This is a genomic window from Hymenobacter ginkgonis, assembly GCF_009755225.1.
GTDB lineage: Bacteria > Bacteroidota > Bacteroidia > Cytophagales > Hymenobacteraceae > Hymenobacter > Hymenobacter ginkgonis.
This window is the reverse complement of record NZ_WQKZ01000007.1, coordinates 109,050-132,777: the sequence shown is the minus strand read 5'-3', so window position 1 is coordinate 132,777 and position 23,728 is coordinate 109,050. Positions and strand designations below refer to the sequence as shown.

The window sequence follows — 23,728 nt, the reverse complement described above, 5'->3', positions numbered from 1 at the left end:
ATAGGGTGTTATCAGTCCTTACGTTTGGGTGTGAGAAGTGAATAGCTTGCTGCCACTCGCTAGTCTTTCGTACTAGCAGGCTAGTCGTACTCCTTCACTCACGCGTCGCAGGGTCGCCCTCGCTAAGAGAGCTGCTACTTTCGTAGCCATTCCCTCCTCCGTACTATGCTGACTATAGTTTACCCCGCCCGTCACCTTACACACTACCTATTGGGGTCCATCCTCCTGCTGGGCAGTCCGAACCTACCGGCCAGGCCACAGGGGACAAGAGTCGCCGAAGACCCGGCCCCGAATACATTGACGGCGGCTGAGCGCCGCCAGGGCTGGCACTTGCTCTTCGATGGCAAAACGGCGGCCGGCTGGCGCAGCGCAAAGGGGCCAGCTTTTCCTACCCACGGCTGGCAAATAGCGAAGGGGGAGCTAACCACGCTTGCAGCTGACGGCAAGGAATCGGCCAACGGCGGGGATATTATCACGACGGCGCAGTACCGAGCTTTCGACTTCTCGTTTGAATTCCAGCTCACGCCGGGGGCCAACAGTGGGGTCATCTACTTCGTGACCCTGGCCGAGCAAACGCCCGGCTCGCCTATTGGCCTGGAATACCAACTGCTCGACGATACCCGGCATCCCGACGCTAAGCTCGGCACCAACGGCGACCGCACCCTCGCTTCGCTCTACGACCTGATTCCGGCCGTCAAGCCGGCGGTCTGTCAGCGGCCCATTGGGGCGTGGAATGTCGGGCGGGTGGTCGTCTACCCCACGAATCACGTCGAACATTACCTGAATGGGGTGAAAGTGCTCGAATACGACCGCGGTTCGCCGGCCTTCCGGACGTTGGTAGCCGGTAGCAAATACCACGTCTGGCCGCATTTCGGCGAGGCCCCGGCCGGGCATCTACTACTGCAAGAACATGGCAATCAGGTTTCCTTCCGTAGCTTGAAAATCAAGAAGTTACGCTAGTGTAGCGAGCAACTAGTTCCCTCTTGTTAAAGCAGAGTCCTCTCAAATAGGTAGCGACACTTTTATTTATCGCTACCTATTTGACCCCGCCAGTATGATGCTATAAGTGAGGGTTCGGCAAGGTGTGATGATTACAGCATAGAGTGCCTCGCTTGCAATCGAGTACTTGGTAGGGTCGCTCTTCGGCCGCAGCTAATCGGGCCGCAATGGGGTCGCTGCCGGGGCTTGTTGAATTTCCTGCGTCGCTTTCAGTGGGGTCCCGTTGAGGGTGACGTTTTCAAATTTTACGGTTGCATACTTATTGGGGAAAGCTGCTTTTTCAGCCGTGGCTTCCACCTGCTTAAAGACGATGTTCTCCACTTTATCGGTTGGATTGCCCTCTAGCACCGCGAACTGCTTGCAGTGTACCTTGACGTTGGCGATGGAAATGTTACGGATGATGCCGAAGGGTTTCTGCGCGCTGCCGGCCATGTTGAAAAACTGCGTCCAGGGCGAGAGCGTGACAAGGGTGCCGCACCGGCCGGTAACGTTTTCTACGGTGATGTTTTCGTAAAGCTGATAGGTATCGGGGCGCATCTTAAATAAGAGCAGCGGCCGATCGTTGTCGACCCGGCAGTTTCGCAGCGTGATGCGGTTGGCATGGATGCACTCGCTGCCGCAGGTCAGGGCCGCGTGTACTTCGCCGAAGGTGCAATTCTCCACCAGGACATCTTCAATGGGGCCGTTCTCCGGGAGCGACTGCGCATCCGGGCCTTTACCTCCTTTCAGGCAGATACCGTCGTCATTCACGGAGAGGTAGCAGTTGCGAATGGTGACCTTCCGGCACACGTCGATGTCCACGCCATCGGTACTCGGCGCTTTTACCGGTCGGAAGGGCGAGCGGATATCGCACCCCTCCAGCAGCACGTTGGTGCATTGGTACAAGTGCGTGGTCCAGAACCCCGCGTTGCGCAGCTTCACCTGCCGAATGGTGACCTGGTCACAGCCCCAGATGAAAAGCAGCCGGGGCCGGTGTACCTCTAGGTTAGTGGAGGCCTTACCCACTTGCTGCAGGGAGTCGCGGTGCGCCCAAAAGGCTTTCCAGAACCGCAACCCGTTGCCGTCGATAATGCCCGGGCCGGTGATGGTGAAGTTATTGACCCGGTACGCATTGACGAGCGCGGCATAATAATCCAGCTTTTGGCCCTCCATCCGGGACGGTACCAGCGGGTAGTCGACAATATTGTCGGAGCCTTTCAGCTTGGCGCCTTCCAACAGGCGTAAGTGCGTGTGAGGCTTGAAAAATAAGGCCCCACTCAGAAACACGCCTTTCGGAATGACAATTGTGCCGCCCCCACTGGCACTCGCTTTATCAATAGCACCCTGAATAACCTGGGTATTCAGCTTGGTACTGTCGGTGCTGGCGCCATACTGAGTGATAAGATACTCTTTGGCATGAGCCAACGGAACAAGTGCACCTAGGCAAATGAAAAGTAGCAGCAACATTTTAGGCATAGCGCAGGGCAAGTAAGGAGCGAGCGCACAAGGTAGAGCTTGCGCTTGAACGCAAGCTGCCTAAAGTCTTTACAATAGCAGATTCCTGCTGTTTAATGCCCCCTATTAAGTAGTAGCCTGCTGCCCGTGACACGGGCCTTAGAACCAGTGGTAAGCTTCCCGTGAAAGAAGACCAGTCTAGGCAGAAGTAAGCAACCTCAAAACCCTTGAAAGGCGCGCTTGATACCGTTAGTCACGTGGCAGGCTTAGCGCAACGTTCTTCACATGCCACCAAGGAGTTTCATTATCACTGGCAAGCCATACTTGGCTACCTGATAATCACCTAATACATAAAAAAGCTACCCCCTTCTTACGCGAGGCTCAAACGGGGTAGTCCTAGCTAAGACAAGAGGTAGCTAAACACTGTCCTAATCGTGACGGCGCCGTCCGTCGACCCCTGGCTCCTTAGCCGTGCTCGCGCCGAACAAGCTTAACGTACGAGAACCTCTTAAAACACCGCGCACCACTACTTCCGTAATCTCCAGTCGGCGCGAGGGCTACTACGTGTTAAGTCGGCTAGTTAGCGCGAGTCGCACCTAAAAAGAAGGTGATGTGGTCTAGTATCTTTGCGGTCCTGTTTTGAGTGGCTAGAAGGACTCTATGCATCACCTTATCTACCTAAGTCAGGCAACACGACCGCTGTCGGCCAAGGCCTTGACATGCTTACTAGAACAAGCCCGGCAGGCGAACGCTCGGCAGCACCTCACGGGGGCCTTGTATAATAACAAGCGCTTTATCCAGCTACTGGAGGGCGAGCAGACCGTTCTGGAAGCAGCCTATAGGCGCATCAGCCAGGACCCGCGGCATCAGCATCTGTGTAAAGTTGCCCACCACCCCATTGCGGCTCGCCGCTTCACCCAGTAACCACTGGCTTTTCAGTCCCTCTCGCCGGCCCAGTTCACTTATCTAGCTGGCTACCTAGCCCCGCCTAAATCAGGGCAGCCCTTCCTGGGCTCCGGCGCCATTACGACCTCGTTTGTGGAGGCGATGCAAGCCCTCGTGCAGGTGCCCGCGGCTCACTACTAACGGTCAACCGCTGGCTGGTCGGCCTGCCTGTTTCGTGAGCCAGTTACCAGCGGAGCTAACCAACTTATGAACTATCCTGCTAACATGGTGCGCGCGACTACTCCACTAGCGGTCAGCTAGAAAGGTCCCAAAAGTGCTTCTACGTGCTGGAGTCGCTCTTGCCAAATTATTCACTAAGGTCAAGGGCCCACTGGCAGCAGCCAAGTGTCCGATAATTGCCACATATATTAAATGAGGCTAGCGGACAGCTAGCGCCGCTTCTACGCGCGTAGCCCACCCGCCCAAGCGGGAGATTCCCTACTTATTCTCCGCTGGATCCAGCTGTTTAGCGGACCAGCAGCAGCTGGGCCCAGCGACTACTGGCCCCCAGCACCTGGACCTGATATAAGCCTGGGCTAAAGCTAGTAGTAGGCAGCTGCCACTGCGTGGTGCCGGCCGCGCTAGCTTGCCGAAAAACCAGTTGCCCGAGCGCATTTAATACGCGTAGTTCATACGCCTCCACGGGAGCTGCCGTCAGGGCAATGTCCACTCCTGCGCCCGCCGTGGGGTTCGGGTATACGCGGAGCTGGGGAGACGAAACCGGCGCAGCCGTCCCCGTGGCTAGGGCTGTGGTTGCGCCTAATTTGGCCACAAATAACGTTGGCTGCGCCGTGGCCGTGCTATCCAGCACAAAGGGCCCAAAGTCGGCTCGGCCCCCAAAGCTCCCTGTTATGTAGGTCGTCTCGTCCCCCGTCGTCGCCACGCCGTACCCCCCATTGACATTCCCTGAAAACGTGGGGTAAGCACTGCCGCCGCCCGCCCGCCCACACTACGCTTCCTTGGGGCGAGTAACGCGCTACATACAGTTGGTTGATGGCCCCGGGCGTGCCTAAGTGCAAGGCCCCAAAGTTCATCTGCTGCGTGTACATGCCCGTCAAGGTGGTGGTGCCATCCGCGGCCACGGCTAGGTCTTGGCCCCCAGAAACCAGGATCGTGTTCGGCGGCGCACTGCCGGACATCTGCGCCCACTGCATGGTGCCTTGCGGATCGTACTTGGCTAAAAAGACGTGGCCCGAGCTGGCGCTGGGCAGCGAAAAGGGTATCGCCCCGATTGTGAGACTGGGCAAAAAGCCCCCCAGCACATAGGCGTTGCCGCTGGCATCAACTCCTGCCGCGTTCGCGAAATAGTAGGTATGGAGTTGGTGAGACACTAGGGCCTGTCCCCAGAGCGGGGTGCCCTGGGCATCATACTTGAGCACATAAAGGTTATAGTTTTCGGCCCGCGGCTCGGCCCAAGCGGCCAAAGTAATGGCACCAAACCTAGCGTCAGTTGTGAAGCCGCCCACCAGAAATACATTGCCCGTGGCATCCAGGGCGAGGTCGGCCGCATAGTCGTTACCTACCCCGCCCCCCTGCCGGGCCCACTGCACTTCGCCCTGAGGCGTGTACTTGACCAGCAAGGCATCGAAAGAACCGTAGGCTGTAAAACGCGCCGCTCCTCGCTGGGTGGTGCCCCAGAACCTATTGGCGGTATACACATTACCCTGCGTATCTACCGCCACGCGCATTTCCTGGTCGGGTTGAATGGGCAAGGGATGGCTGAGGCGAAAGCGGGGGCACTGTCACTGTCCTGGTGTCCCCACAGCACAGTACCTTGGGGCCAATACTTGATTAGAAACTCGTCCTCCGCGCTGATGCTCGTCAGAACCAGGGTGCCGAGCTAGAGCGTGCCGCGAAACAGGCCCGTCACGTAGCTGTTGCCGACAGCATCGACGGCGACGTGAAATCCAACCGCCTGCCGAGAGGCGCCTAACTGGCGGGCCCACAGCACTTGTCCCTGGGGCGAGTATTTCAGCAGAAAGGCGTCGAGCGAGTCGGTGCGCAATGTCGTCGCGCCCACCGTGAGGGATTGGCGAAAATACCCCGTGACGTAGGCATTACCCTGTGCATCCACCGCCACACTGCGGCCCTCGTTGCCTAACGGCCCCTGCCCCCGTTGGACCCAGGTCCACGGGACTGAGGTGGTTTGAGCTCGCAGCAGCAGGGGGCTCAACAGGCTCCCGCCCAACAGCAGGAAAAGGCGCAGAATAAATGGCGTAGTCATAGCCCTAAAAATAAAATGAACAAGACCATATATAGTAGCCAACACGACGCTCAAGCGCGCTTTTGCTACTCCCCTACGCGCGGCTAAGAGAACATGTAGGTACGTGGCGAGAGACCAAGGAGACGCTACTAGGCGCTCGCGGCTAATACAGGCGGAGGTTGCGTCTTGCCAACAGACCTGAATAATTGTACATATGCTAGGCTGCGCAGTCTTCCCGAAGAAGTAGTCTAATAAGGGCCGGTTGAAAGCGCCCGAAGAAAGCATTGCTACGTGCTGCAAACACCCTCGGCAAATCCATCCACCAAGGGCCCGTGGCTGTTGAGAACTCAGCAAGGAACCTTATCTACTGCTAGCAGTCGTCCGCTGGGCGCTGCGGCCGGTAGCGCCGCGCTCCTCCACTGGCCACGTAGCCCCTGAATGCCGCTGCCAGCTACGGTAACTGAGTCTTCTCCGTCAGCGATTGGCCCAGTCTACTCGCGGCTGTCCCCGTTGTGCTGGCTGACCAAGCGGGCGAGCAGAATGGCCAGGAACAGTTGTCCGATGACGGCCTCCAGGTTGGCCAGGCTACGGGCCAGCGGGTGCACGGGCAGAATGTCGCCGTAACCGGTCGAGGTGAGCGTAGTCAGACTGAAATAGAGCAATTCGCCGGGGTGCGGGTGGTCGTGGGTGGGGGTGGTAAAAGCGCCCGGCCAGATTTCGCTCAGCACAATGAAGGCGCCCATAAACAGCAAGGCCAGATTGAGGTACACCACTACTGCGCCCAGCAGCTGGTGCCGGGTGATGCGCTGAGCCCGGAATACCGCCTGGCCCACTGCCACGGTAATACCCAGGGTGGTAACCATGCGCAGCAACAAGCCAATGTACGCGTTGGAGCCGGCAAACAGCACCCACACTAACGGCAGCAGGCACACCACAATCAACAGGCGCACCTTGCTGGTGACCGGCAGCGCCAGGTAGGAAATGACGAGTAGCACTAGTTGGAGCCCGTTTACCACCTGGTAGGGCAGCAGGTGAATGCTGGACAGCGGGCTAACCAGGAACAGCAGCAGCACCTGCCCCAGCAGCAGGGCGGTCAGGCTCGGCTCCCGCACCTGGTTTTGCCAGGCACGCAGCCGGGCGGATAGGCGGGTAGGAAAAGGGCGAAGCATGGGGCGGCGAGGGCCGGAGGGAACGTGGTGGAATAGCAGTCGAAGGAGGCCGCACCACTAGGCCGCGTCGTGGCGCATGCCTGGTAAGGCTACCCTCTTTTTCAGGCTCAAGGCACCCAGAGCGCGTAGAGCAGGTAGCAAAGTGCCCCACCCACTAACGCGACCAGCAGGCCATTGGCCCGCTTGTTCTTGAGAAAAAACAGCATGGCCAGCCCACTCAGCGACACCAGGGTCAGGAAACCGGCCGACACGTCAATCACCCAGCTCCACTTGGCCCCGCTGTCACGGCCTTTGTGCAGGTCGTTGAGCACGGCCACCAGACCCTGCCGCTGCTCGGTCAGCTTAATGGTGCCGTCGTGCCGGTTGATGAACGCATCGGCGCTGTAGCCCGGGCCTTTGAAAGAAACGGCGCACTGGTCATCCTCTACTATAAAGTCGCTGACGGAGCCCTGCACGTGATAGTTCTGGCGCAGCCGCTCTACAACTTGCAGCTTCTTGATGGCGGCGGTATCCGGGGTATTGACCCACGCGGCCGGCAGGGTACCAGTGGCTTTGCGCTCGGTTTGTTGGCCGTCGAACCACTCGACGTGGTTGAGGGTGAGGCCCGTCACGGCGAAGAAGAGCACCACCAGAAAGCTGAGCATCGACAGGTACAGGTGCAGCCAGCGCGACCAGGCGGCCGTGCGCTTGCGCCAGACTTTCGACTTGTCGGCTGGTCCGGCGGCGGATTTTACCGGCTCATTAGTTGGTCTCATTCGTTTTTTTGCGGTAGTCCACGGCGGCCGAAGCTACTTCTACATTGGCCGGCAGGTCGAAATGCTGGGGCTTCTTGCCGGCGAGCTCCTGCTTGAGCAACTGGTGCGTGCCGTGCTCGCGGGCCACTTCGATGAGCACGGTGTAGGTGCCCTGGCTCACCAGCTCGCCCTTGTCGTCTTTGCCGTCCCACTTCAGGGTGTATTTGCCCGGCGAGCGGGTAGCGCTGGTGGTCGAGCTGATGCTGTTATTACCCGCCGCAAACTGGTCGTAATAGGCCGCGTACCAGAAGCTCATGTCGTGCAGCCAGCGGGGCTTGTTGTACCACAAAGCCAACTGGCGCACCGGCTTCTGCTGCTTGTCCACCACCCACACGGCCACGAACGGGCGGTGCACCCGCACGCCTTCCATGGTAGCCAGTTCCAGGCTGATGGCGACTTCGTACTGCGCATCCCAGGGCTTGTCTTTGGTCACGGCTACCGGCTTTTTGGCGGCGGCCGGCGCGGCGGGCAGCGCCAGGTTTTTCCAGCCGGCACTTTCCAGGCGCCGGCCATCGGCCGTGAGCAGCAGGTATTCGGCCCCCGGCACGGCGGCCACCAGCGCCTGGCCCTCGGCCGGGGGCAGCACGTTGAGGGCCGTGGCTAGCGCGCCGGCATCGGTGGCCTGGTCAGCGACCACGGTGGCGCTGAGCACGCCGCTGGCGGGCAGCCCGGTGCGCGGGTCCACGATGTGCGAGTACCATTGGCCGCCAATGCGTTCGCCGCGCCGGTAGTTGCCGCTGGTGGCGATGGTTTTGTCGTGCACGTGCAGCTGCGCGATGGGCGGGTCGTTTTCGGCGTCGGCCCGCGGGTTGCTCACCTGCACCTGCTCCACGTGGTCACCGCGCACCAGGATATCGCCGCCGATATTGACGACCACACCCCGCACGCCGGGCGTGGCCAGCGCCGCTTCGGCGGCTTTGCTGAGGATGTAGCTTTTGGCAAAGGAGTTGAGCACTAACGGCGCATCGCTGGTGCGCTGGGCCGTGTGATTCTGCGCATTCAGCACGTAGTGCTGCTGGTGCACGGCCGCCACCGCCGCGGCAATTTCTGCCGCTGAGGGCCGCCGGTTTTGCTTGGCAGCAGTGCGCCAGAGCTGGCTGATGGTTTCGGCCGAGGCATCGAGCGCACCGTGGCTCTGTACCCGCCACTGCTCGAAAAGCGCGAGCACTTCGTACAGCTCGGGCGACACGGCCACCGGCTGCTTGCCGGCCCGGAGCCACCGGCTGAATTCGCTGGCCTGGTCGTAGCCGCTAAGAATCTTATTCAGGTGGTCTACTTCCCGCAGCGCGGCGGCTTCGGCCGCGGCAGCAGGCTGGTCGGCCTCGGCCGCCAGCTTGATTTCCAGGGAGGTGCCCAGCACGTTTTCGTAGTCGGCTACGTAGAGCTTGGTGGCGTGGTGGGGCAAGAAGGCGAGGCTGCCGAGCACCGCCAGCAGCAGGAGCGCCCGGGCCGGGCGCGGGGAAAACACGTTGGTCATGTTGAAAAATCTACTGATTAAAACGACACGGGGGCAAGTTATCTACTTTCTTCAGTGGGTGAGAAAATACCTCACAAAACAGCCACGACGGCTTGGCCGAGGTAGTACAAGCCGGCCAGGGCGATGCTTAACGACCCCACGCGCTGCCAAACCGGGGAGGGCACAAGCTGGCCAGCCCCTTGCGGCCGCTGGCTGATAAGCCGCCGCAGGCCAAACAACGGCAGCAGCACCACTTGCTGCCCGGCTTCCAGGCCCAGGCTAAAGCCGAGCAGGGCCAGCAGCAGTACTTCGCGCGGCAGCTGGTGTAGCAGCGCGAGCAGCCCGCTGGCAAATCCCAGCCCGTGCACCAGCCCAAAGGCGAAAGCCATGAGCAGGCGGCTAGGCCCCCTGGCTGCGCCGGGCCAATTCACATTTTGGACGGCCACGACCACAATGCTGGCGGCAATCAGTACCTCCACCAGCCCTGAGGGTACCCGCACCAGCTGGTAGGCCGCCAGGGTCAGCGTGAGGGTGTGCGCCAGCGTGAAGGCCGTGACCACCTTCACCAGTTCCCACAAGCTGGCGGCTCCCAGCACCAGCGCCCCCAGGAACAGCAGGTGGTCGTAACCTGTCAGAATGTGCCGCACGCCGTGCCCAAAATAGGTGGCCACCAGCGCCCGCTGGTCGGCGCGGTGCAGGCTGGCGGGCGTAGCGGCGGCCCCAGCCGTCATTACGCTAGCGGTGCTGAACGTCAGCTCGTAGCGCGACTGCAAGTAGTTGCGATTTTGGCTTACTACCTGCAAGCCGGCTTGGCGCGGCAGCAGGCAATTGACGAGATAGGCGGCCAGGGCCGGCTGGTGCTGATTGACGAAGACGAGGTGATGCGGGGAGTGGCCGGCCGGCACCGTGGCCTCGAAGGTGAGCTGCATATCGCCCAGCCCGGCTACGAGCTGCTGGGGTGATGGAAAAGCCGCATCTACCAGCCGCAGCGAGGCGGGCTGGCCGTCGAGCGTGAGCGCGAGGTCGTGCTGCACGCGGGCGGCGTAGGCGCGCTGCTCGGCGGGCGAGAGCTGGCCGTCGTGGTTGGCATCGAGGCCGGCCAGCACCTGCGGGGCCACATCGGTGCCCGGCGTCAGGCGCAGGTGCAGCGTGAGGTGGTCGGGGGCCAGCGCAATGGTCGTGGCTTGCAAATACTCGTTGAGCCGGTGCGCGCTGGCCGGCGGGGCTAGCCCCGCCAGCATAGCTACCAGCAACAGGAGCAGCCAGCGCGCGTTCATCGGCTCGTGTAGGCGTGGCCGTACTCGTTGGTGGGGTCGCGGTAGATGGTGTGCACATGCATGCTGGGGTCGCCGCCCACACCCTGGGGTGAGAACTCAATCACCACCTTCGGCCCCTGAATGCGGTAGTACGAAGTGCCGTTGCGGCCCGGCGCGTGCGAGAGCGGGCCGCTCCAGGCAAAGTAGGTATCGTTCAGCCCGGCCTTCAGCTCGGTAAGGCGCGCCTGCTGGTAGCTCTCCTGGATGATGCCGGCCCACTCGCCCATCAGGTCGAACAGCAGGGCTCGCTGCGGGGCCGTCATGTCGGAGCCTTTCAGGCCTTCGGGCACGATGGTTTCGCCGTCGTGGCCGGGCCCGAGCACGAGGTCGCGCACCTCGTAGGTCAGGAGGGCTTTTTTGCGCTGCGTCGCATCGAGCGCGTCGAGCAGGGCAAAGGCCTTGTCGTTTTCTTGGGCCAGCACGCGCACCGTTTTGCCCTCGCTTTGGTACACAGCGGGCTGCGCGCCGGTTAGCGTAGGCGTGAGCACGCCGTGCGTGCCGGCAATCAGCACATTAAGCCCCAGGTGGTGCCCGCCAAACTGCACCAGCCAGGGGGCGGTGGCGCTCGGCGTTCCAAATAGCCCCAGCGTGTACACGTCCTTGCCGGAGGCATAATTGGTGCCCCCGTCGGCCAACGCTTGGTCGGAGCCCATGATGGCCAGCACCTTCTGATAGCCCATCGGGCTGAGGAGCACTTGCAGCAGGTGCATGGCCGCCGCGCGCTGCGGGGCACTGAGGCTACCGAGCTGCACCCCCGGCCGCGCCACGTCGCTAACGGGGAAATTTGACCACACGGCCTGCCCGTACTGCTCTCCCAGGAAAGTCATGCGCCCGCCCATGCCGCCCTTGAACTTGGCGGCCGAGGCTGTTGCTTGCGGCGCAAAGGCAAACTGCACTTTCCCCCGCTGCTCGGTGCTGAGCGTGTTCAGAAAAGCTATGGCCGCTGCCACGGTGGCTTTCGTCTGGGTTTCCGGGGAGGGTGGCGTGGGGGCCACCGTGTCGGGCGAATGCCGCGGCGGCGCGGGGTGGGCTGAGGTCAGGGTGAGCCATCCGGCAGCGGCGCAGGCTAGGCCTAGGGGGAAGTAGAAGATTTTATTCATACTAACGGAGCGCAAGACAGTAGGTAAGTGGGTGGGCTTTCAGCACGCAGCTGATGGAGGTATTCTTGCTGGCAGCGAATAAAACTATGGGGTATTCTTACCCTCCCCGCGTGCTTCTCGACTAATCCCGACTAATTGCCGCCGTAGCCTGCCATTCATCGTATTACGCCCAATGCGCTGCACTAGGAAAAAGCCAGCCTAGGGCATGGTGAAGCCCAGGTCGACGCTCACGATATTGGCCGTGAGGCCCGTCGTTTGCCAGTAGTGGCCGTAGCGCAAATCCAGCGACTTGAACTTGGCGACCCGGCCGCCGAAAGGCGTTTTAAACCGGCCCAGCCCATAAAGCGGCGCGTAGCGAAAGCCGAGCCCCAGCTTCTGGGCCGTGAAGGCCGACAGGTCGTAGTCGGAGGTGTAGTACTCATCCGTAATTGAATGGGTGAGGTAGGGCGCGAAGTAGGTCGAGGCCGTCTGGGTATGGTAGCGGTAGAAAGGGTAGAGCGTGAAAAACGGCGACACCTTCACCGGCGCTTCCAGCTCGAAGGTGTGGGCCCGGATGCCAAAATTGTCGTTGTAGAAGCGGTAGAAGCCGCGCACCTGCACCAGGTCGGTGGCGTAGTAGTTCAGGCGTAGGCCCACGGGATACTTGTTGCGCAGGCGGGGCAGCAGCTCGGTTTTGGCGGTGCCCAGCGTGCCGGGTGTGCCCAGCGCAGGGCTGCTGTTGTAGAAATAGACCCGGTGAAACGGCGTGCTCAGCAGCCCTTGCTGGCTCACCAGCTCGGTGCTCACGGCCAGCTGCAGGCGCTTGCTGATGACCTGGGAGTACACGATGTTCAGGTTGTAGCTCTGGCGGTTGTCGAAGCCCGAGCCGTGGGCCTGATTGCCGGTGCCCGTGGCGCTGGTGCGCAGCTCGACGGGCAAAATCAGCGTCACCTGGTCGAGGTACACCTGCCCCGAGACGCTCAGCTCGCGGTTGCCGTCGCGCGAGCCGTGGGTCCAGGAGCCGGCGATATTAAACGACTGGTAGTCATATTCCTTGGAAGCCCCGCCGCCGATGCTCAGAATGGTGCGCTTGTCCTTTAGGGTGCGCGCATAGCCCAGGTCGAGATGGTAGCGCACATCGTGCGACGAGGGCGAGGACAACACCTGGTCGATGCGGTCGGTCGAGGCCGAGGCGTAGTAGTCGAAGCCTACGTTGGCGGTAAGGCGGGCCACCGAATCGAGGGGCACGTTCAGGATGATGGTGGGCGCCACGTCGGTGAGGTGCTGCGTGCCAACGCCGCCCTCCACGGCCCCGTGGTCGCCGTTTTGCTGGTAGTAGCTGCTAATGAAATCCACGTCGGTTTCGCCCACCGAGGCGGGGGTAGGGTGCGCCGCCAGGGTCGTGGCGGGCAGGCCCGAGCCGTCGAGGCGATTGGGGGTGGGCGTGCCCTGGGCCAGGGCCGCCACGGGTAGCGCCAGCGCGAGGCCAGCGGCTAGTAAAAATCTCATGAATAAGCGAGTAGTGGTCTGATAAACAAAAGGCTAGTTGCAGCCGCAGCCCCCGCCCACCTTGCCCCCGTTGGCCCCGCCGGCCCCTTCGCGGTAGCTCTCAAAGTTGACTTCCGGGGTTTCGACTTTCTTGGTGGCCAGCTTCATGTCCTCGTCGTTGAGGTAGGCTTTTTGGTAGGCGGCCACCGACACGCAGCCGGGTAAGGCGGCCACGCTGGCTAGCAGTAGCGGGCGGCGCAGGAAAAGGGGAAGAGTCATGACTAAGTGGCGAAAATGGCCGCGCTCACTGACGCGGCAACGAGGTGAGCAATGAGGAAAATTGGGTAGCCCGTGGGCAGCCGGTAACCGGTCCTGGGCAGGGCCAAAACTCACGCGCGGCCAGTGCGCGCCCCATTCGTCCGCCAGGTGGGCGTGGAGTAGTCCAGATAAGAAACTCATGGCTTGGCAGCAGTAACGGGCGCGCCAACGGGGGCGGCGCTGTGGTACGGATTGAGCTGCATTCCCTTGGAAACCAGCGTTTGGCCATCGTCAGTAATTACGGTGGCGTCCACGCCCTTGAGGCGGTTTATCATCGCTAGCCCTTCTGCCGGGCCCAGCACGAACACGGCATCGTCGAGGGCATCGGCCAGCTCCACGTCGGGGCAAATGACGGTGACCGAGCGCAGCCCGGTGGCCGGGTAGCCGGTGTGCGGGTTGATGATGTGGCCGTAGTACTTACCCGCCACCGTGAAGTACTGCTCGTAGTTGCCGGCCGTCACCACGGCCAGGTCGCTCACCGTCAGCCACGACGACACGCTGTGCGGCCGGGCCGGGTCGCCGATGGCGATGCGCCAGGCGCTGCCGTCGGCCTGCTTGCCCCAGCAGTACACATCGCCCGAGCCGTTGATGAGGCCCCCGGCAATGCCCATCTGCTTCATAAGCTGCTCGGCCCGGCGCACGCCGTAGCCCTGCAGGATGCCCGCCAAGTTGATGCGCATGCCTTTTTCGGGCAAATACACCGAGTGCGTGGCCACGTCTAACTGCACCTTTTGCCAGCCAATGCGTCGCACCGAATTGCGCACCGTGGCCGAATCGGGCAGGCGGGCATGGTCTTGCCTATCAAACTGATAAATCTTGTCGCTGCTGGCAAACGTGATATCAAACGCCCCGCCGCTGAGCTGCGAAATCTTGAGTGTTCGTTCGATGAGGTCGTACACTTCCTGGTCGACCACCACCGGCCGGATACCCGCCAGCCGGTTGATTTTGACCACCTGCGAGGTCGAATCCCAGTAGGAAAAGAGGTGGTCGATGCGCTGGGTTTCGCGCAGGCCGGCACGCAGGGCCTGCCAGGCCAGCGAGTCGTCGTCGGACACGGCCGTGAACGTGAAGTGCGAGCCCATCAGGTGGGCGCTACGCGTGTAGGCGCGGGTGGGACGCGGGGCGTGGGGCTGCGCCGCCAGCCGGGTGGTCCCCAGCAGCATCAGCAGGGCTAGCAGCAGGGCCGCGCCCAGCAGCCGGGGCAGCCAACCAGAGGCAGAAGTACGGTTCATCGGCCCTTATTTTTAGCGAGCAGCTCGCTCAGGTAGGCGTCGTAAGCGGTGACGCCGCCGGGGCGGTAGCCGGTGCGCGCCAGCACCTTACCCTCGGGCGAGAGCAGCACCACGGCCGGAAACGCGCCCTCCCGGTTGAGTTGGGCAGCGGCTTCCTCGTTGCGCTTGGTTTGGGCCGGGTCGAGGCGGTTTTTCTTGTTGCGCGGGAAGTCGAAGCGGGCCAGTACGAACTTATCCTGAGCGTACTGCGCAAATTCGGGCTGGTCGAACACCTCCTGTTTGAGCATCATGCAGGGCTTGCACCAGTCGGAGCCCGAAAACACGGCCAGCACCGGTTTTTGGATGGCTTTGGCCTGCGCCAGGGCGGCAGCGAGGTCCGCGGTCCAGACCGGGGTGGGGGCTGGCGCCACCACGCGGCCAGCGAACAACAGCGCTAGGAGAGGAAGGGCAAATACGCGCATAATTACCAAAGAAAAAGAAAGTAAATTTTTTATTTCCAGCTACTTACTTACGCTAGCCAACAGGCCCAATGATGCAGCGGCCTCGGCCCGGCGCAAGCCAATGCCTAGCCGGATGAATATTCGGTTGGCGGCCATTTTCGGGGATGTGCAGGGCAAGCGAAGCCAGTATGAAAGCCGCGCCGCGCCCAAAGAGTTGCAGGAATCCTTTCCGATTCATTTCCGAGTTAGTCGCCATTGCCAAAGGAAGGAAGAAGAGTGAAATCGTGAAATGCTCCCGATGGGCTCTGCCGGTTGAGCACGACGCCGAATCGCACGAGTGACGGTGCGGAATGAAGAGACGTGAGGCGGCCGCTACCCCCACGTCACGCTTTATAATCCTCTTCAAGATTTGTTTATTAACAAATAATGTGTTGACAGCCAAGCAATTGTTCTCAATCGCAATTGCTGCTTGGCGTCTTTAAAAAGACGACTTCTCTCGCCTTAGAATAAAATATTCCACTGCGTGGGGGTAGCGGCGGCCTGGGGTATCTACCTCCTACCGGGGGCAGATGGCGAGCTCACGCGCTGATTTGGCCGCCCATCCATTCAAGCGCGTGGTCAGCCTCATCCCCCTTCGGCTACGACGCCAACAGATGCTGCTCATTCGGCCCCGCGCCAAGTCGATTCGTGCTTACTGGTCCGCTGCTTATTAGTCTACTTTCCCACTACTACTACTTCATCAATGCCTGCTTCTCCTACTTTCCAGCTGACGGGTGTACTAGCCTCGGCAATGCTGCTGATTGCGGCGGTGGCCTGCCAAAAGCAGAACACCACCCCCACACCGACGAGCACCCAAACGGTGCAAGGGCTGGCGGCCCTGCCCTTATCGGCCGCGGCCCCCGCCGACAACCCGACGAACCCGGCCAAGGTTGACCTGGGCCGCGCCCTGTTCTGGGACCCGGTGCTCTCGGGTGGGCGCGACGTGAGCTGCGCGACTTGCCACCACCCGGCCGTCGGCTACGCCGACGGGATTGACCTGGCCATCGGTGAAAACGGCCAGGGTTTCGGGACTACGCGCCGCTTTCGCACCCCCAATACCATTCCTTTCGGGCAGCGCAACAGCTCGACGGTGCTCAACTCAGCCTTTAATGGCCTGACTACTAACGGTGCTGTGGACCCCGCCCTGGCCCCGATGTTCTGGGACAGCCGGGCCCAGTCGCTGGAAACTCAGGCGCTTCGGCCAGTCATCACGCTGGAGGAGATGCGCGGCCACCAGTATGCCGAATTGGCTGCCCCCGACTCGGTAGTGGCGCGGCTGCGGGCCATTCCGGCCTACGCGGCGCTGTTTCGCACGGCCTTTGCCGAGGCTACCCCCCTTACGGCGGCCAACGTGGGCAAAGCCCTGGCCTGCTTCGAGCGCACTCTCATTGCTACCGACTCACCCTTCGACCAGTACATGCGCGGCACTACGTCGGCGCTGACGGCGCAGCAGGTGCAGGGGCTCCAGGCCTTTGTGCAGAGCGGCTGCGCCAACTGCCACAGCGGCCCCATGCTCAGCGACTACCAGCTGCACGTGATGGGCGTGGCCGACAACAGCAAGAATGCCACGTCGGATACGGGTGCCAACGGCACCTACGCGTTCCGCACGCCGAGCCTGCGCAACGTGGCCCTCACGGCGCCCTACATGCACAGCGGCACCCTGCGGACGCTGAACGACGTGCTCAATTTTTATGATAATGGCCGCAACACGGCCAACCCGCACGTGAGCACTGCCCAGCGCGACCCGCAGTTTCCGGGCCGGGTGAACAACGAGCAGGCCATCATTGCCTTTCTCAATTCGCTCACAGCCACTACCTACGACCGCACCGTGCCCGCCACGGTGCCCAGCGGCCTGGCCGTGGGCGGCAACATTCGCTGAGCCATCCGCCAGCCAGCGGGCTGCTAGCAAGCAGGTTGGCTGAGCCAGCCGGAAATAATTAGAATAAAAGCGCGGGCTGCGTAGGGGTAGGCCGGCCTCCAGGTCTCTACTAGCTGAACCACGCGAAGGGCCGCCGCACTACTGCCTACGAACTGCTACTGTAGCTGGCTTAACCGCTTACGCACCCTTGCTATGCGCACCGCTTACTTCTCCGATTACCTGCTGCCGGGCCAGGCCGGTAGGTGGCTAGTACCTAGGTCGGCCGCTGAGCCCCAGGCTACTCAGGGCCAAACTCCGCACTGGCCGGATGAACTCACGCGGCACCAGGCCATCTACGAGGAATTGCTGGCCAGCCCCGATTGGGCGGGCCAGCCTACGCCGCCGCCGGCCCCCCGCCAGCGCACTCCTTCGGTGCGCGACCTTACCCGCGACCTGGCGGGCTGGAGCCTGCCGCAGCCGGGCCGGCGGCCGGCCGCCAAGTCATCCTCTTCTTCGAAACTATAGGCTTTATCGCTGCACCGAACTCGTGTATTACCTGGCATCCGCTCTGCCCGCCCGCGTGCCATTGCGGGCTCTCCTCAGCCTGTGGCTGCTGCTGCTGGCGGCCACGCCGGCCCGGGCGACGCACATCGTGGGCGGCGAGCTGGACTTGCAGCACCAAACCGGCAGCACCTACACCCTGACCCTGACGCTCTACTTTGATGCCATCAACGGCAACGCGGCGGCGCTCGACCAGGCCCTGACGGCGGGCATTTTCGACAAGGCCACCAACCGGCAGCTGCAAAGCGTGGTGCTGCCGCTCACCAGCAACACCTTCGTGAGCTACACTAACCCGGCCTGCGCCGTGGGCTCGCTCAGCACCCGCAAGCTCGTTTACACCAAGGACATTACCCTTGATGCGGCGACTTACGCCAGTGCCAGCGGCTACTACGCGGCCGTGGAGCGCTGCTGCCGCAACCTGGCCATCAGCAACATCGTGAACCCCGGCGGGGCGGCGCAGACGTTCTACCTGGAGTTTCCGGCCGTGGTGCGCAACGGGGCCTCGTTCATCGACTCGACGCCGCGCATCTTCCCGGCGCTCGGCGACTATGCCTGCATCGGCAACCTGTTCTACTACGACTTTGGGGGGGTAGACCCCGACGGCGACTCGCTGGCCTACGACATGGTGACGCCGCTCAACGGCCACGCCACGGCTGCCTTTCCGATTCCGGCCCCGGCCGCCGCGCCCTATAGCCTGGTAACCTGGTCGGCAGGACTAGGCACTACCAACCAGATACCGGGCTCGCCGGCGCTGGGCATCGACGCGCACACCGGGCGGCTCACGGTGCGGCCCAATCGGCTCGGGCTGTTCGTGTTCGGGGTGCGCTGCGCGGAGTATCGCAAGGGCGTCAAAATCGGGGAAACCCGGCGCGATTTTCAGCTCTACGTGCTCAATTGCCCCACCAACAACCCGCCCGTGGTGAGCGTGCGGGCCAACGGCCGCGCCTACCGCCCCGGCCGCGACACGGTGCGCTTCGTGCCCGGCGGCTCGCGCTGCCTCACGCTGCGCTACACCGACCCTGACCCCAATTCGACGCTTACGCTCACGGCCGCGCCCCTCAACTTCAGCGACCCAGCCACGGCTCCGAGCTTCACGACGACTACCAGCGGCACGGTGCACGCCAGCGGCCAGCCCGATACACTCACGGCCACGCTCTGCTTCCCGATGTGCGCCGACACCAAGGGCAAGGTGTACTTGCTCAACGTGTTGGTGGCTGATAATGGCTGCTCGCTGCCCAAGCGCGATACCGTGCGGGTGGCCTTCATCGCCGCGCCACCCGTTAGCACCACGCCGGTGCTCACCACCAGCTTTCCGCCCGAAGTGCCTGGCCAGCCCACACCCACCGTGGTGCGGCTCGCCCTCAACCAGCCCTACACGGCCACGCTGCTGGGCACCGATTCGGCCCCCAACCCGCTCACGCTCACGGCTACCGGCGTGGGTTTCAGTCTGGCCAGCGTGGGCATGAACTTCAGCGCCCAAAATGGTACGGGCCGCGCCACGGCCACTTTCACCTGGGCGCCCGATTGCGGCCTGGTTACGGCCAGCGACAGCGGGCTGGTCGTGCGCTTTGCCTTAGCTCAGGGCGGCACCATTTGCACGCCGCACACCCTCACGCGCGCCATCCGCTTCGTGGTGCCCCGGCCCGGTGATTCGCTGGCTTTTAGCCCGCCCAACATCATCACGCCCAATGGCGACGGCCTCAACGAGGCCTTCACCCTCGACCAGGCCCTACCCCCTGATTTCTGCGCCAGCCAGTTTGCGGGCGTCAGCATTTTCTCGCGCTGGGGCCGGCTCGTGTACCAGTCGCCTACGCGCAGCTTCACGTGGGCCGGGGGCGGCGTGGGGGGCATCTACTACTACCTCGTCACCTTCACCGATGGGCGGCGCTTCAAGGGCTGGGTAGAGGTAATGCCTTGACGAATACATTTCTTAGCCTGCTTGACCGCCGTTGTTTTCTTCTTTACCTCACCCCTTTTACCCCTCTTTTTATGAAGCGTTTTTTTTCCCGCAGCGCGGCTTTCGCTACGCTAACCATCCTGGGCCTGGGGGCCAGCACCGTGCTCACCGGCTGCTTTGAAAAAGGCGATAAAAGCAGCGACTGCACGCCCAAGGGCGGTACCTGCGACACCGCCGCCGTGGTAGTCGACCTGAGCAAGACCACCGGCTGCGGCCTGGCCCTGCACCTGGCCGACAGCACCTACGTCATCCCCACCGGTAGCACGTGGGCCAACTTCGCGCCCGTAGTCGGCCAGAAGGTGACCGTGGGCTACACCGTCAAGAGCAAGCAAACCGGCAATACCTGCCCGGCCGGCAAGCTAGTGGAGCTGGGCTGCATCACCCTCCTGCCACCTACGACGACGGGCGCCAACTAAGCGCTCGCTCGTTCATGCCAGAAGGCACGTCCACCCGGACGTGCCTTTTTTGCGGTCAGCTCACCTGCTAAGTGCTTAACCTCAAACTACCGGACGTTTACCTAAAAACCCACGTAGCTGCTGACTGCATGCCGTATTTGTACTTGCTGACTACTTTCCGCACCTGGTTGCCCCGCTTGCTGCTACTCGCCAGTGCCGGACCCTTGCTGGCGCAGGCGCAAAGCGTGCCCCCGCCGACGCGCTGGACCCCGAGCCTCTACTTCGACAACCGCAACCCCTTCGAGCAAACCGCCGCGGTGCGCGTCATTGGGCTCAACCTGGGCGTGGTACCGCCCGGCAAAAAGTACCGAATAGGCATTTCCGGCTACACCCTACGCCGGAACTATGGCGAGTACTACGCCACCAAGGGCCGAGGCCGCGGCCAAAACCAGCAAGCCGGTATGGCAATGCCCGATTTGAGCCTGCTGTACTTCACACCCAGCTTTACCTACCTGCTGGTGCGGCGGCGATTTTTCGAGGTGAGCATCCCGCTGGACGTGGGCATTGGCCGCAGCCACTACACGGTCACCGATGCCCAGGACCAGCTGATTACCGACACGCGCGACACCTTCGTGCCGGCCGAGGCCGGGGTGGGCCTGCTGCTCAAGCCCACGCGCTGGGTGGGCGTGAGCGGCGGCGTGGGCTACCGGGTGAGTCTCACCCGCGAGTCATTCGAGAACGACTTCAACGGCTGGTACTACTGCTACCGCCTCAACCTGTTTGTGGGTACTATCTGGGCCGACTTGCGCCGCCGCAGCGGGCGCGCAGCGCAGCCCTGATGGCAGGGTGGGCGCTGGCCACTACGGGGGCCTCTCAGAAAACGGAATAACTAGCCCATTAAGAAAGGTGACTGACGGGTGAGCACAAAATTCACTTGCTTAGCTTACCCACTGTGGCTTTTTGGTGGCTGTGAATCACGACTCCCCATTAGCGTAGGTATTTATAGCGCGTGACCTTGGAAATACCCAGGCGCTGGGCAAGCTTTTCCCTCCCCCAGCGCTCTCAACCAGAACGAGGGCCATCTCAACAAGCAGTCAGGCAGCGCCTAAGCGAAGCCTGACTGCTTGTTGATTTGCTTAGGCTAAACCCGCATATCTGGCTTGCAGGAATGCTCTATGGCTCTCCAGAAAGGAAGTGAGCGATTCGGGTTGGATGCCGTAGCCAGCAGCCTGCTGGGGGTCAATTTTATAGCCTTCCACGTTCTGCCAGGTATACATCTCGACTCCGTATTTAAACAAGCCGCTGGCGAGGGCCTCCTCCTCGGTTAGGCTGTTGGCTTCAAAGTGTTTGCCGGTCACGGCGGACATCGTCTCGGCCACCTCGGTCATGGTGGCTTTGGCCCCTACTATCGACAGTTCTTGGTGGTTGAACTTCTCCGGCTGGGCAAAGGCTTCGGCGGCAAAGCGGCCGATGTCCTGCGCCGATACCCAATCAATTTTGGTATCGGGGGCGATGGACGTGATGAACTTGCCTTGGGCCAGCGTGGGGAACATAACTGCATCCCGAGGAGGAAGCAAATTCTCCATCAAATACGGCGGTTTCAGGATGGTCCAGTACGGGAAGCCCGCGGCTTTTACGGCGTCGATAGCAGCGGCTTTTTCCAGCCAATACAAAGGCTCCCAGCGGCCTTTGCCCCAGTCCACGAAGCTTTCGTGCTCCCTAGCCCGCGCCACCGAGGTATGCACGACTTGCTGCACGCCCGCCGCCTTGGCCGCCGCTACTAAATTGCGGGCATGCCGCGTTTCCTCTCCCTGGTTGCCGGGGTGAGACCCCATTTGCACGGAGAAGACCCCGGTTGCTCCTTGCGCCGCCTTAGTCAACCCTTCCAAGTCATCGAAGGTGGTTTCGAACAACTCGACATTTTTGGCCGCCAAGGCTTGGGCTGCTGCGCTGTTCTTATCGCGCACAATCGCTCGGATGGCGAAAGTACCTTTTGCCAATAAGGCCGTAACGGCGGCCCCGCCCTGCAGGCCGGCGGCACCCGCTACCAGGATGACTGGTTTTTGAATCTGGCTCATATTCATTTAGTTAAATGATATGTAAATTTACGCCGTGCCTGGTTTACAAACTATACCAGTTACCTAAAGGATGCCAGATATACAACCGGATAAAGCCGCCGTTGCGCAGCAGATACGCCACCTCCAGGACACCTTGTACGTAGTCAATGGGAAGTGGAAGCTGCCCATTTTGGTGGCCATCCACCAGGGGAATAGCCGCTTCCGCGACATCCAGCGCAGCGTGCAGGGCATCACCACCAAAGTCTTGTCCACCGAACTCAAGGCCTTGGAACAGAATAAGCTGGTGGTGCGGCGGGTGTATGACACGTCGCCCCCCACCGTGGAGTACACGACCTCCTCGTATTGCGACACCTTGCAGACCATGATTCTGGAAATGATTGCTTGGGGTAAAAACCACCATGACCGGATTCGGGAGGAGTGATAGCTAGCTATCCACCAGCTCACAAACAGCTCGTGGACAAGGCGCAGTTACTATACGTATCGCCATTGAGCCGGCAGCACCTCAACCTAACCGGGGACCACTCGGAGCTTACGAAATGCGCACTCAGCTAATTTCAGCCCCTACGGCTCTTGCCAGACCTTAGCGTGCTAGTTACTCCGTTTTCTGAGAGGCCCTCGATGCTCAAAACCGCAGGCCCAGCTGCACGCCCGGCCACAGACGCAGCAACGACTCGTCGTCGGTCTGATTCACCCACAGCCATTGGTCGCGGCCGAAGTCCCAGCGCTGCGGTTGCGGGCCCCGGTGGCGGGCGGTGGCCAGGTTGAGGGTCGGCCCACCGACGAGTTGCCAGCGCCCGCCCGGCTTGAGCTGCCACCCCACCTGCGGCCGGAGCTGGGTAAGGCTGCTGGGGCTAGTTTCCCGGTCGCCACTCACAAACCACTGCACTAGGTCGAGGCTGGGCGTGAAGCGGCCCCGCAGCTGGCCGGCCGTGCCCAGGCCCACCCCCCAGGCCACCCCGCCCGACTGGCGACCAGCTGGCCCCGCTGCTACCCCCATCACCAGGTAAATGCGCGGAATACCCACCTTCACGGCCGCGTTGAGGGGCAAGCTCTCACTGACCCACGCCTCGCCGTGCAAGTAGCTGGGATGCAGCAGGCTGGCCAGGGCAAAGGGCTTAGCTGCGGGGTCGTTTACCCGCGCCGGGCTGGCGGTGGAGCTCGGTCCAGCGGCTAGCGCTACTACTACCTGCCCTACCCCATCCGAAGCCGGCACTGTCGAAGGAGTGCTGCGCAAAAAGGGTAGCGAGTCGACTGCCCCCCTGAACTGGCTCGGGCGGGATAGCGGGCGGCGGGCGGCGGGCGAGTTGGCTAGGTTTTCTCCTGGCCCGGCCCATTGGTTTTTCGTGTCGGGGCGGGGGCGCGGATGGTCGCTGTGTGGCAGAGAGTTTGCCATTGTTCCGCCGCTTGGTTTGGTAGTAAACCGCTTAGCGGTGGGTAATGCGCGAGGGTATAGCTTATCAGATTTCGAACCACCAGCTAAGCTTGTTCGAGCTACGCTGGCAGACGGAGTTTTAGTGGCACTGGCAAGCGGCCCTTTGGCCGGGAAGCTAGGACTAGCACCCGGTGCCGTAGTTGGTTTGGCTTCTCGATTAAGAAGCTGTCCCCCAGCTTTAACAGACCTGACGCTGGGTGCCATAGCTGATGTGGCCGCGTCGGAAACCCTTGACTCCCTAGGTCCTGCTGAGGCTACCGGGTGACTGGCAGGGTTTCGGCTTATAGCGGTTGGGTTAGCTGCTACCGCTTCGCTAGGTGCAGTAGACAGCTTAGCGGGCGACTCACCTGAATGAGCAGTCGGTACTTGGACAGTGCGCGTAAGCCGGCCATTCACTGAGGTTATGCCCACGGGGGCGGCCACGCGGGCGGGCCACAGCACCAGTTGCCCGTCCAGCAACCCATACGACAAATGCTCAGCGGCCAGTACCTCCCGCAATACGACCCCCAGCGGGCGGGCCGGCCCTGGGAGTAGG

The 23,728-nt window shown here is 61.9% G+C and carries 23 protein-coding genes; 8 read left to right on the top strand and 15 right to left on the bottom strand.

Annotated elements, in window-relative coordinates; translation table 11 throughout:
- Positions 1-165: 165 nt before the first annotated feature.
- Positions 166-960, top strand: coding sequence for a 3-keto-disaccharide hydrolase (locus GO988_RS21255; protein WP_157569404.1), 795 nt, complete (start codon positions 166-168; stop codon positions 958-960).
- Between the two features lie 192 nt (positions 961-1,152).
- On the opposite strand, the gene GO988_RS21250 is transcribed toward GO988_RS21255, so the two are convergent.
- On the bottom strand, positions 1,153-2,454 hold the full coding sequence (locus GO988_RS21250) for a glycoside hydrolase family 28 protein (RefSeq protein ID WP_157569402.1): 1,302 nt from the start codon (positions 2,452-2,454) through the stop codon (positions 1,153-1,155).
- A gap of 639 nt (positions 2,455-3,093) precedes the next feature.
- Here GO988_RS21250 and GO988_RS24810 point away from each other — a divergent pair.
- Positions 3,094-3,357 (top strand): BLUF domain-containing protein, encoded by a 264-nt coding sequence (locus GO988_RS24810; protein ID WP_157569400.1) that lies wholly within the window; start codon positions 3,094-3,096, stop codon positions 3,355-3,357.
- 487 nt (positions 3,358-3,844) lie between these two features.
- Here GO988_RS24810 and GO988_RS24495 read toward each other — a convergent pair whose 3' ends face one another.
- The 12 genes from GO988_RS24495 to GO988_RS21185 all read right to left on the bottom strand — a co-directional run bounded on the left by GO988_RS24495 (position 3,845) and on the right by GO988_RS21185 (position 14,894).
- On the bottom strand, positions 3,845-4,150 hold the full coding sequence (locus tag GO988_RS24495; RefSeq protein WP_198172984.1) for a T9SS type A sorting domain-containing protein: 306 nt from the start codon (positions 4,148-4,150) through the stop codon (positions 3,845-3,847).
- 28 nt (positions 4,151-4,178) lie between these two features.
- On the bottom strand, positions 4,179-5,090 hold the full coding sequence (locus GO988_RS21235; protein ID WP_157569396.1) for an NHL repeat-containing protein: 912 nt from the start codon (positions 5,088-5,090) through the stop codon (positions 4,179-4,181).
- 128 nt (positions 5,091-5,218) lie between these two features.
- Positions 5,219-5,458 carry an SBBP repeat-containing protein gene (locus GO988_RS24685; RefSeq protein ID WP_198172983.1) on the bottom strand — a complete coding sequence of 80 codons (240 nt, stop codon included), beginning with the start codon at positions 5,456-5,458 and terminating at the stop codon, positions 5,219-5,221.
- A gap of 614 nt (positions 5,459-6,072) precedes the next feature.
- Entirely contained in the window at positions 6,073-6,750 is a 678-nt protein-coding gene (locus tag GO988_RS21225) for a potassium channel family protein (protein WP_157569392.1), read from the bottom strand.
- A 107-nt stretch (positions 6,751-6,857) separates the two neighbouring features.
- Positions 6,858-7,505: a PepSY-associated TM helix domain-containing protein gene (locus GO988_RS21220; protein WP_157569390.1), complete on the bottom strand. Its 648-nt coding sequence runs from the start codon at positions 7,503-7,505 to the stop codon at positions 6,858-6,860.
- Complete coding sequence (locus GO988_RS21215) at positions 7,492-9,021, bottom strand: DUF2271 domain-containing protein (protein WP_157569388.1); 1,530 nt, start codon at positions 9,019-9,021, stop codon at positions 7,492-7,494. Before GO988_RS21215 ends, GO988_RS21220 begins: the two co-directional genes overlap by 14 nt.
- Positions 9,022-9,092: 71 nt before the next feature.
- Complete coding sequence (locus GO988_RS21210) at positions 9,093-10,277, bottom strand: HupE/UreJ family protein (protein WP_157569386.1); 1,185 nt, start codon at positions 10,275-10,277, stop codon at positions 9,093-9,095.
- Entirely contained in the window at positions 10,274-11,416 is a 1,143-nt protein-coding gene (locus GO988_RS21205) for a DUF3500 domain-containing protein (RefSeq protein WP_157569384.1), read from the bottom strand. The genes GO988_RS21210 and GO988_RS21205 overlap by 4 nt, the downstream gene beginning before the upstream one ends.
- Positions 11,417-11,614: 198 nt before the next feature.
- Positions 11,615-12,904: a DUF3570 domain-containing protein gene (locus GO988_RS21200; protein WP_157569382.1), complete on the bottom strand. Its 1,290-nt coding sequence runs from the start codon at positions 12,902-12,904 to the stop codon at positions 11,615-11,617.
- 33 nt (positions 12,905-12,937) lie between these two features.
- Positions 12,938-13,162, bottom strand: coding sequence for a DUF4266 domain-containing protein (locus GO988_RS21195; protein ID WP_157569380.1), 225 nt, complete (start codon positions 13,160-13,162; stop codon positions 12,938-12,940).
- Between the two features lie 176 nt (positions 13,163-13,338).
- Positions 13,339-14,433 carry an FAD:protein FMN transferase gene (locus tag GO988_RS21190; protein WP_157569378.1) on the bottom strand — a complete coding sequence of 365 codons (1,095 nt, stop codon included), beginning with the start codon at positions 14,431-14,433 and terminating at the stop codon, positions 13,339-13,341.
- The gene (locus GO988_RS21185; RefSeq protein WP_157569376.1) at positions 14,430-14,894 is read right to left on the bottom strand and encodes a thioredoxin family protein; all 465 of its coding nucleotides are present in this window, start codon (positions 14,892-14,894) and stop codon (positions 14,430-14,432) included. The genes GO988_RS21190 and GO988_RS21185 overlap by 4 nt, the downstream gene beginning before the upstream one ends.
- 721 nt (positions 14,895-15,615) lie before the next feature.
- On the opposite strand from GO988_RS21185, the gene GO988_RS21180 reads away from it, so the two are divergent.
- The 5 genes from GO988_RS21180 to GO988_RS21160 all read left to right on the top strand — a co-directional run bounded on the left by GO988_RS21180 (position 15,616) and on the right by GO988_RS21160 (position 20,522).
- A complete protein-coding gene (locus GO988_RS21180) occupies positions 15,616-16,791 on the top strand; it encodes a cytochrome-c peroxidase (protein WP_157569374.1) in 1,176 nt (391 codons plus the stop codon).
- A gap of 192 nt (positions 16,792-16,983) precedes the next feature.
- Positions 16,984-17,295, top strand: coding sequence for a hypothetical protein (locus tag GO988_RS21175; RefSeq protein WP_157569372.1), 312 nt, complete (start codon positions 16,984-16,986; stop codon positions 17,293-17,295).
- A gap of 22 nt (positions 17,296-17,317) precedes the next feature.
- A complete protein-coding gene (locus tag GO988_RS21170) occupies positions 17,318-19,249 on the top strand; it encodes a T9SS type B sorting domain-containing protein (protein WP_157569370.1) in 1,932 nt (643 codons plus the stop codon).
- A gap of 71 nt (positions 19,250-19,320) precedes the next feature.
- Entirely contained in the window at positions 19,321-19,704 is a 384-nt protein-coding gene (locus tag GO988_RS21165; RefSeq protein WP_157569368.1) for a hypothetical protein, read from the top strand.
- A gap of 128 nt (positions 19,705-19,832) precedes the next feature.
- The gene (locus GO988_RS21160) at positions 19,833-20,522 is read left to right on the top strand and encodes a hypothetical protein (RefSeq protein WP_157569366.1); all 690 of its coding nucleotides are present in this window, start codon (positions 19,833-19,835) and stop codon (positions 20,520-20,522) included.
- Between the two features lie 297 nt (positions 20,523-20,819).
- Here GO988_RS21160 and GO988_RS21155 read toward each other — a convergent pair whose 3' ends face one another.
- Positions 20,820-21,761 (bottom strand): NmrA family NAD(P)-binding protein, encoded by a 942-nt coding sequence (locus GO988_RS21155; RefSeq protein ID WP_198172982.1) that lies wholly within the window; start codon positions 21,759-21,761, stop codon positions 20,820-20,822.
- 70 nt (positions 21,762-21,831) lie between these two features.
- Here GO988_RS21155 and GO988_RS21150 point away from each other — a divergent pair, with 70 nt between their 5' ends.
- A complete protein-coding gene (locus GO988_RS21150) occupies positions 21,832-22,182 on the top strand; it encodes a winged helix-turn-helix transcriptional regulator (protein WP_157569362.1) in 351 nt (116 codons plus the stop codon).
- A 201-nt stretch (positions 22,183-22,383) separates the two neighbouring features.
- On the opposite strand, the gene GO988_RS21145 is transcribed toward GO988_RS21150, so the two are convergent.
- Positions 22,384-23,154: a hypothetical protein gene (locus GO988_RS21145; protein ID WP_157569360.1), complete on the bottom strand. Its 771-nt coding sequence runs from the start codon at positions 23,152-23,154 to the stop codon at positions 22,384-22,386.
- Between the last annotated feature and the right edge of the window lie 574 nt (positions 23,155-23,728).

Coding starts and splice junctions, on each gene's coding strand:
- GO988_RS21180 (WP_157569374.1), top strand. CDS start 15,616: ATGCCTGCTTCTCCTACTTTCCAGCTGACGGGTGTACTAGCCTCGGCA.
- GO988_RS21160 (WP_157569366.1), top strand. CDS start 19,833: ATGCCGTATTTGTACTTGCTGACTACTTTCCGCACCTGGTTGCCCCGC.
- GO988_RS21250 (WP_157569402.1), bottom strand. CDS start 2,454: ATGCCTAAAATGTTGCTGCTACTTTTCATTTGCCTAGGTGCACTTGTT.
- GO988_RS21255 (WP_157569404.1), top strand. CDS start 166: ATGCTGACTATAGTTTACCCCGCCCGTCACCTTACACACTACCTATTG.
- GO988_RS21185 (WP_157569376.1), bottom strand. CDS start 14,894: ATGCGCGTATTTGCCCTTCCTCTCCTAGCGCTGTTGTTCGCTGGCCGC.
- GO988_RS21205 (WP_157569384.1), bottom strand. CDS start 11,416: ATGAATAAAATCTTCTACTTCCCCCTAGGCCTAGCCTGCGCCGCTGCC.
- GO988_RS21200 (WP_157569382.1), bottom strand. CDS start 12,904: ATGAGATTTTTACTAGCCGCTGGCCTCGCGCTGGCGCTACCCGTGGCG.
- GO988_RS21190 (WP_157569378.1), bottom strand. CDS start 14,433: ATGAACCGTACTTCTGCCTCTGGTTGGCTGCCCCGGCTGCTGGGCGCG.
- GO988_RS21210 (WP_157569386.1), bottom strand. CDS start 10,277: ATGAACGCGCGCTGGCTGCTCCTGTTGCTGGTAGCTATGCTGGCGGGG.
- GO988_RS24810 (WP_157569400.1), top strand. CDS start 3,094: ATGCATCACCTTATCTACCTAAGTCAGGCAACACGACCGCTGTCGGCC.
- GO988_RS21150 (WP_157569362.1), top strand. CDS start 21,832: ATGCCAGATATACAACCGGATAAAGCCGCCGTTGCGCAGCAGATACGC.
- GO988_RS21195 (WP_157569380.1), bottom strand. CDS start 13,162: ATGACTCTTCCCCTTTTCCTGCGCCGCCCGCTACTGCTAGCCAGCGTG.
- GO988_RS21215 (WP_157569388.1), bottom strand. CDS start 9,021: ATGACCAACGTGTTTTCCCCGCGCCCGGCCCGGGCGCTCCTGCTGCTG.
- GO988_RS21165 (WP_157569368.1), top strand. CDS start 19,321: ATGAAGCGTTTTTTTTCCCGCAGCGCGGCTTTCGCTACGCTAACCATC.
- GO988_RS21225 (WP_157569392.1), bottom strand. CDS start 6,750: ATGCTTCGCCCTTTTCCTACCCGCCTATCCGCCCGGCTGCGTGCCTGG.
- GO988_RS21175 (WP_157569372.1), top strand. CDS start 16,984: ATGCGCACCGCTTACTTCTCCGATTACCTGCTGCCGGGCCAGGCCGGT.
- GO988_RS21145 (WP_157569360.1), bottom strand. CDS start 23,154: ATGGCAAACTCTCTGCCACACAGCGACCATCCGCGCCCCCGCCCCGAC.
- GO988_RS21220 (WP_157569390.1), bottom strand. CDS start 7,505: ATGAGACCAACTAATGAGCCGGTAAAATCCGCCGCCGGACCAGCCGAC.
- GO988_RS21155 (WP_198172982.1), bottom strand. CDS start 21,761: ATGAGCCAGATTCAAAAACCAGTCATCCTGGTAGCGGGTGCCGCCGGC.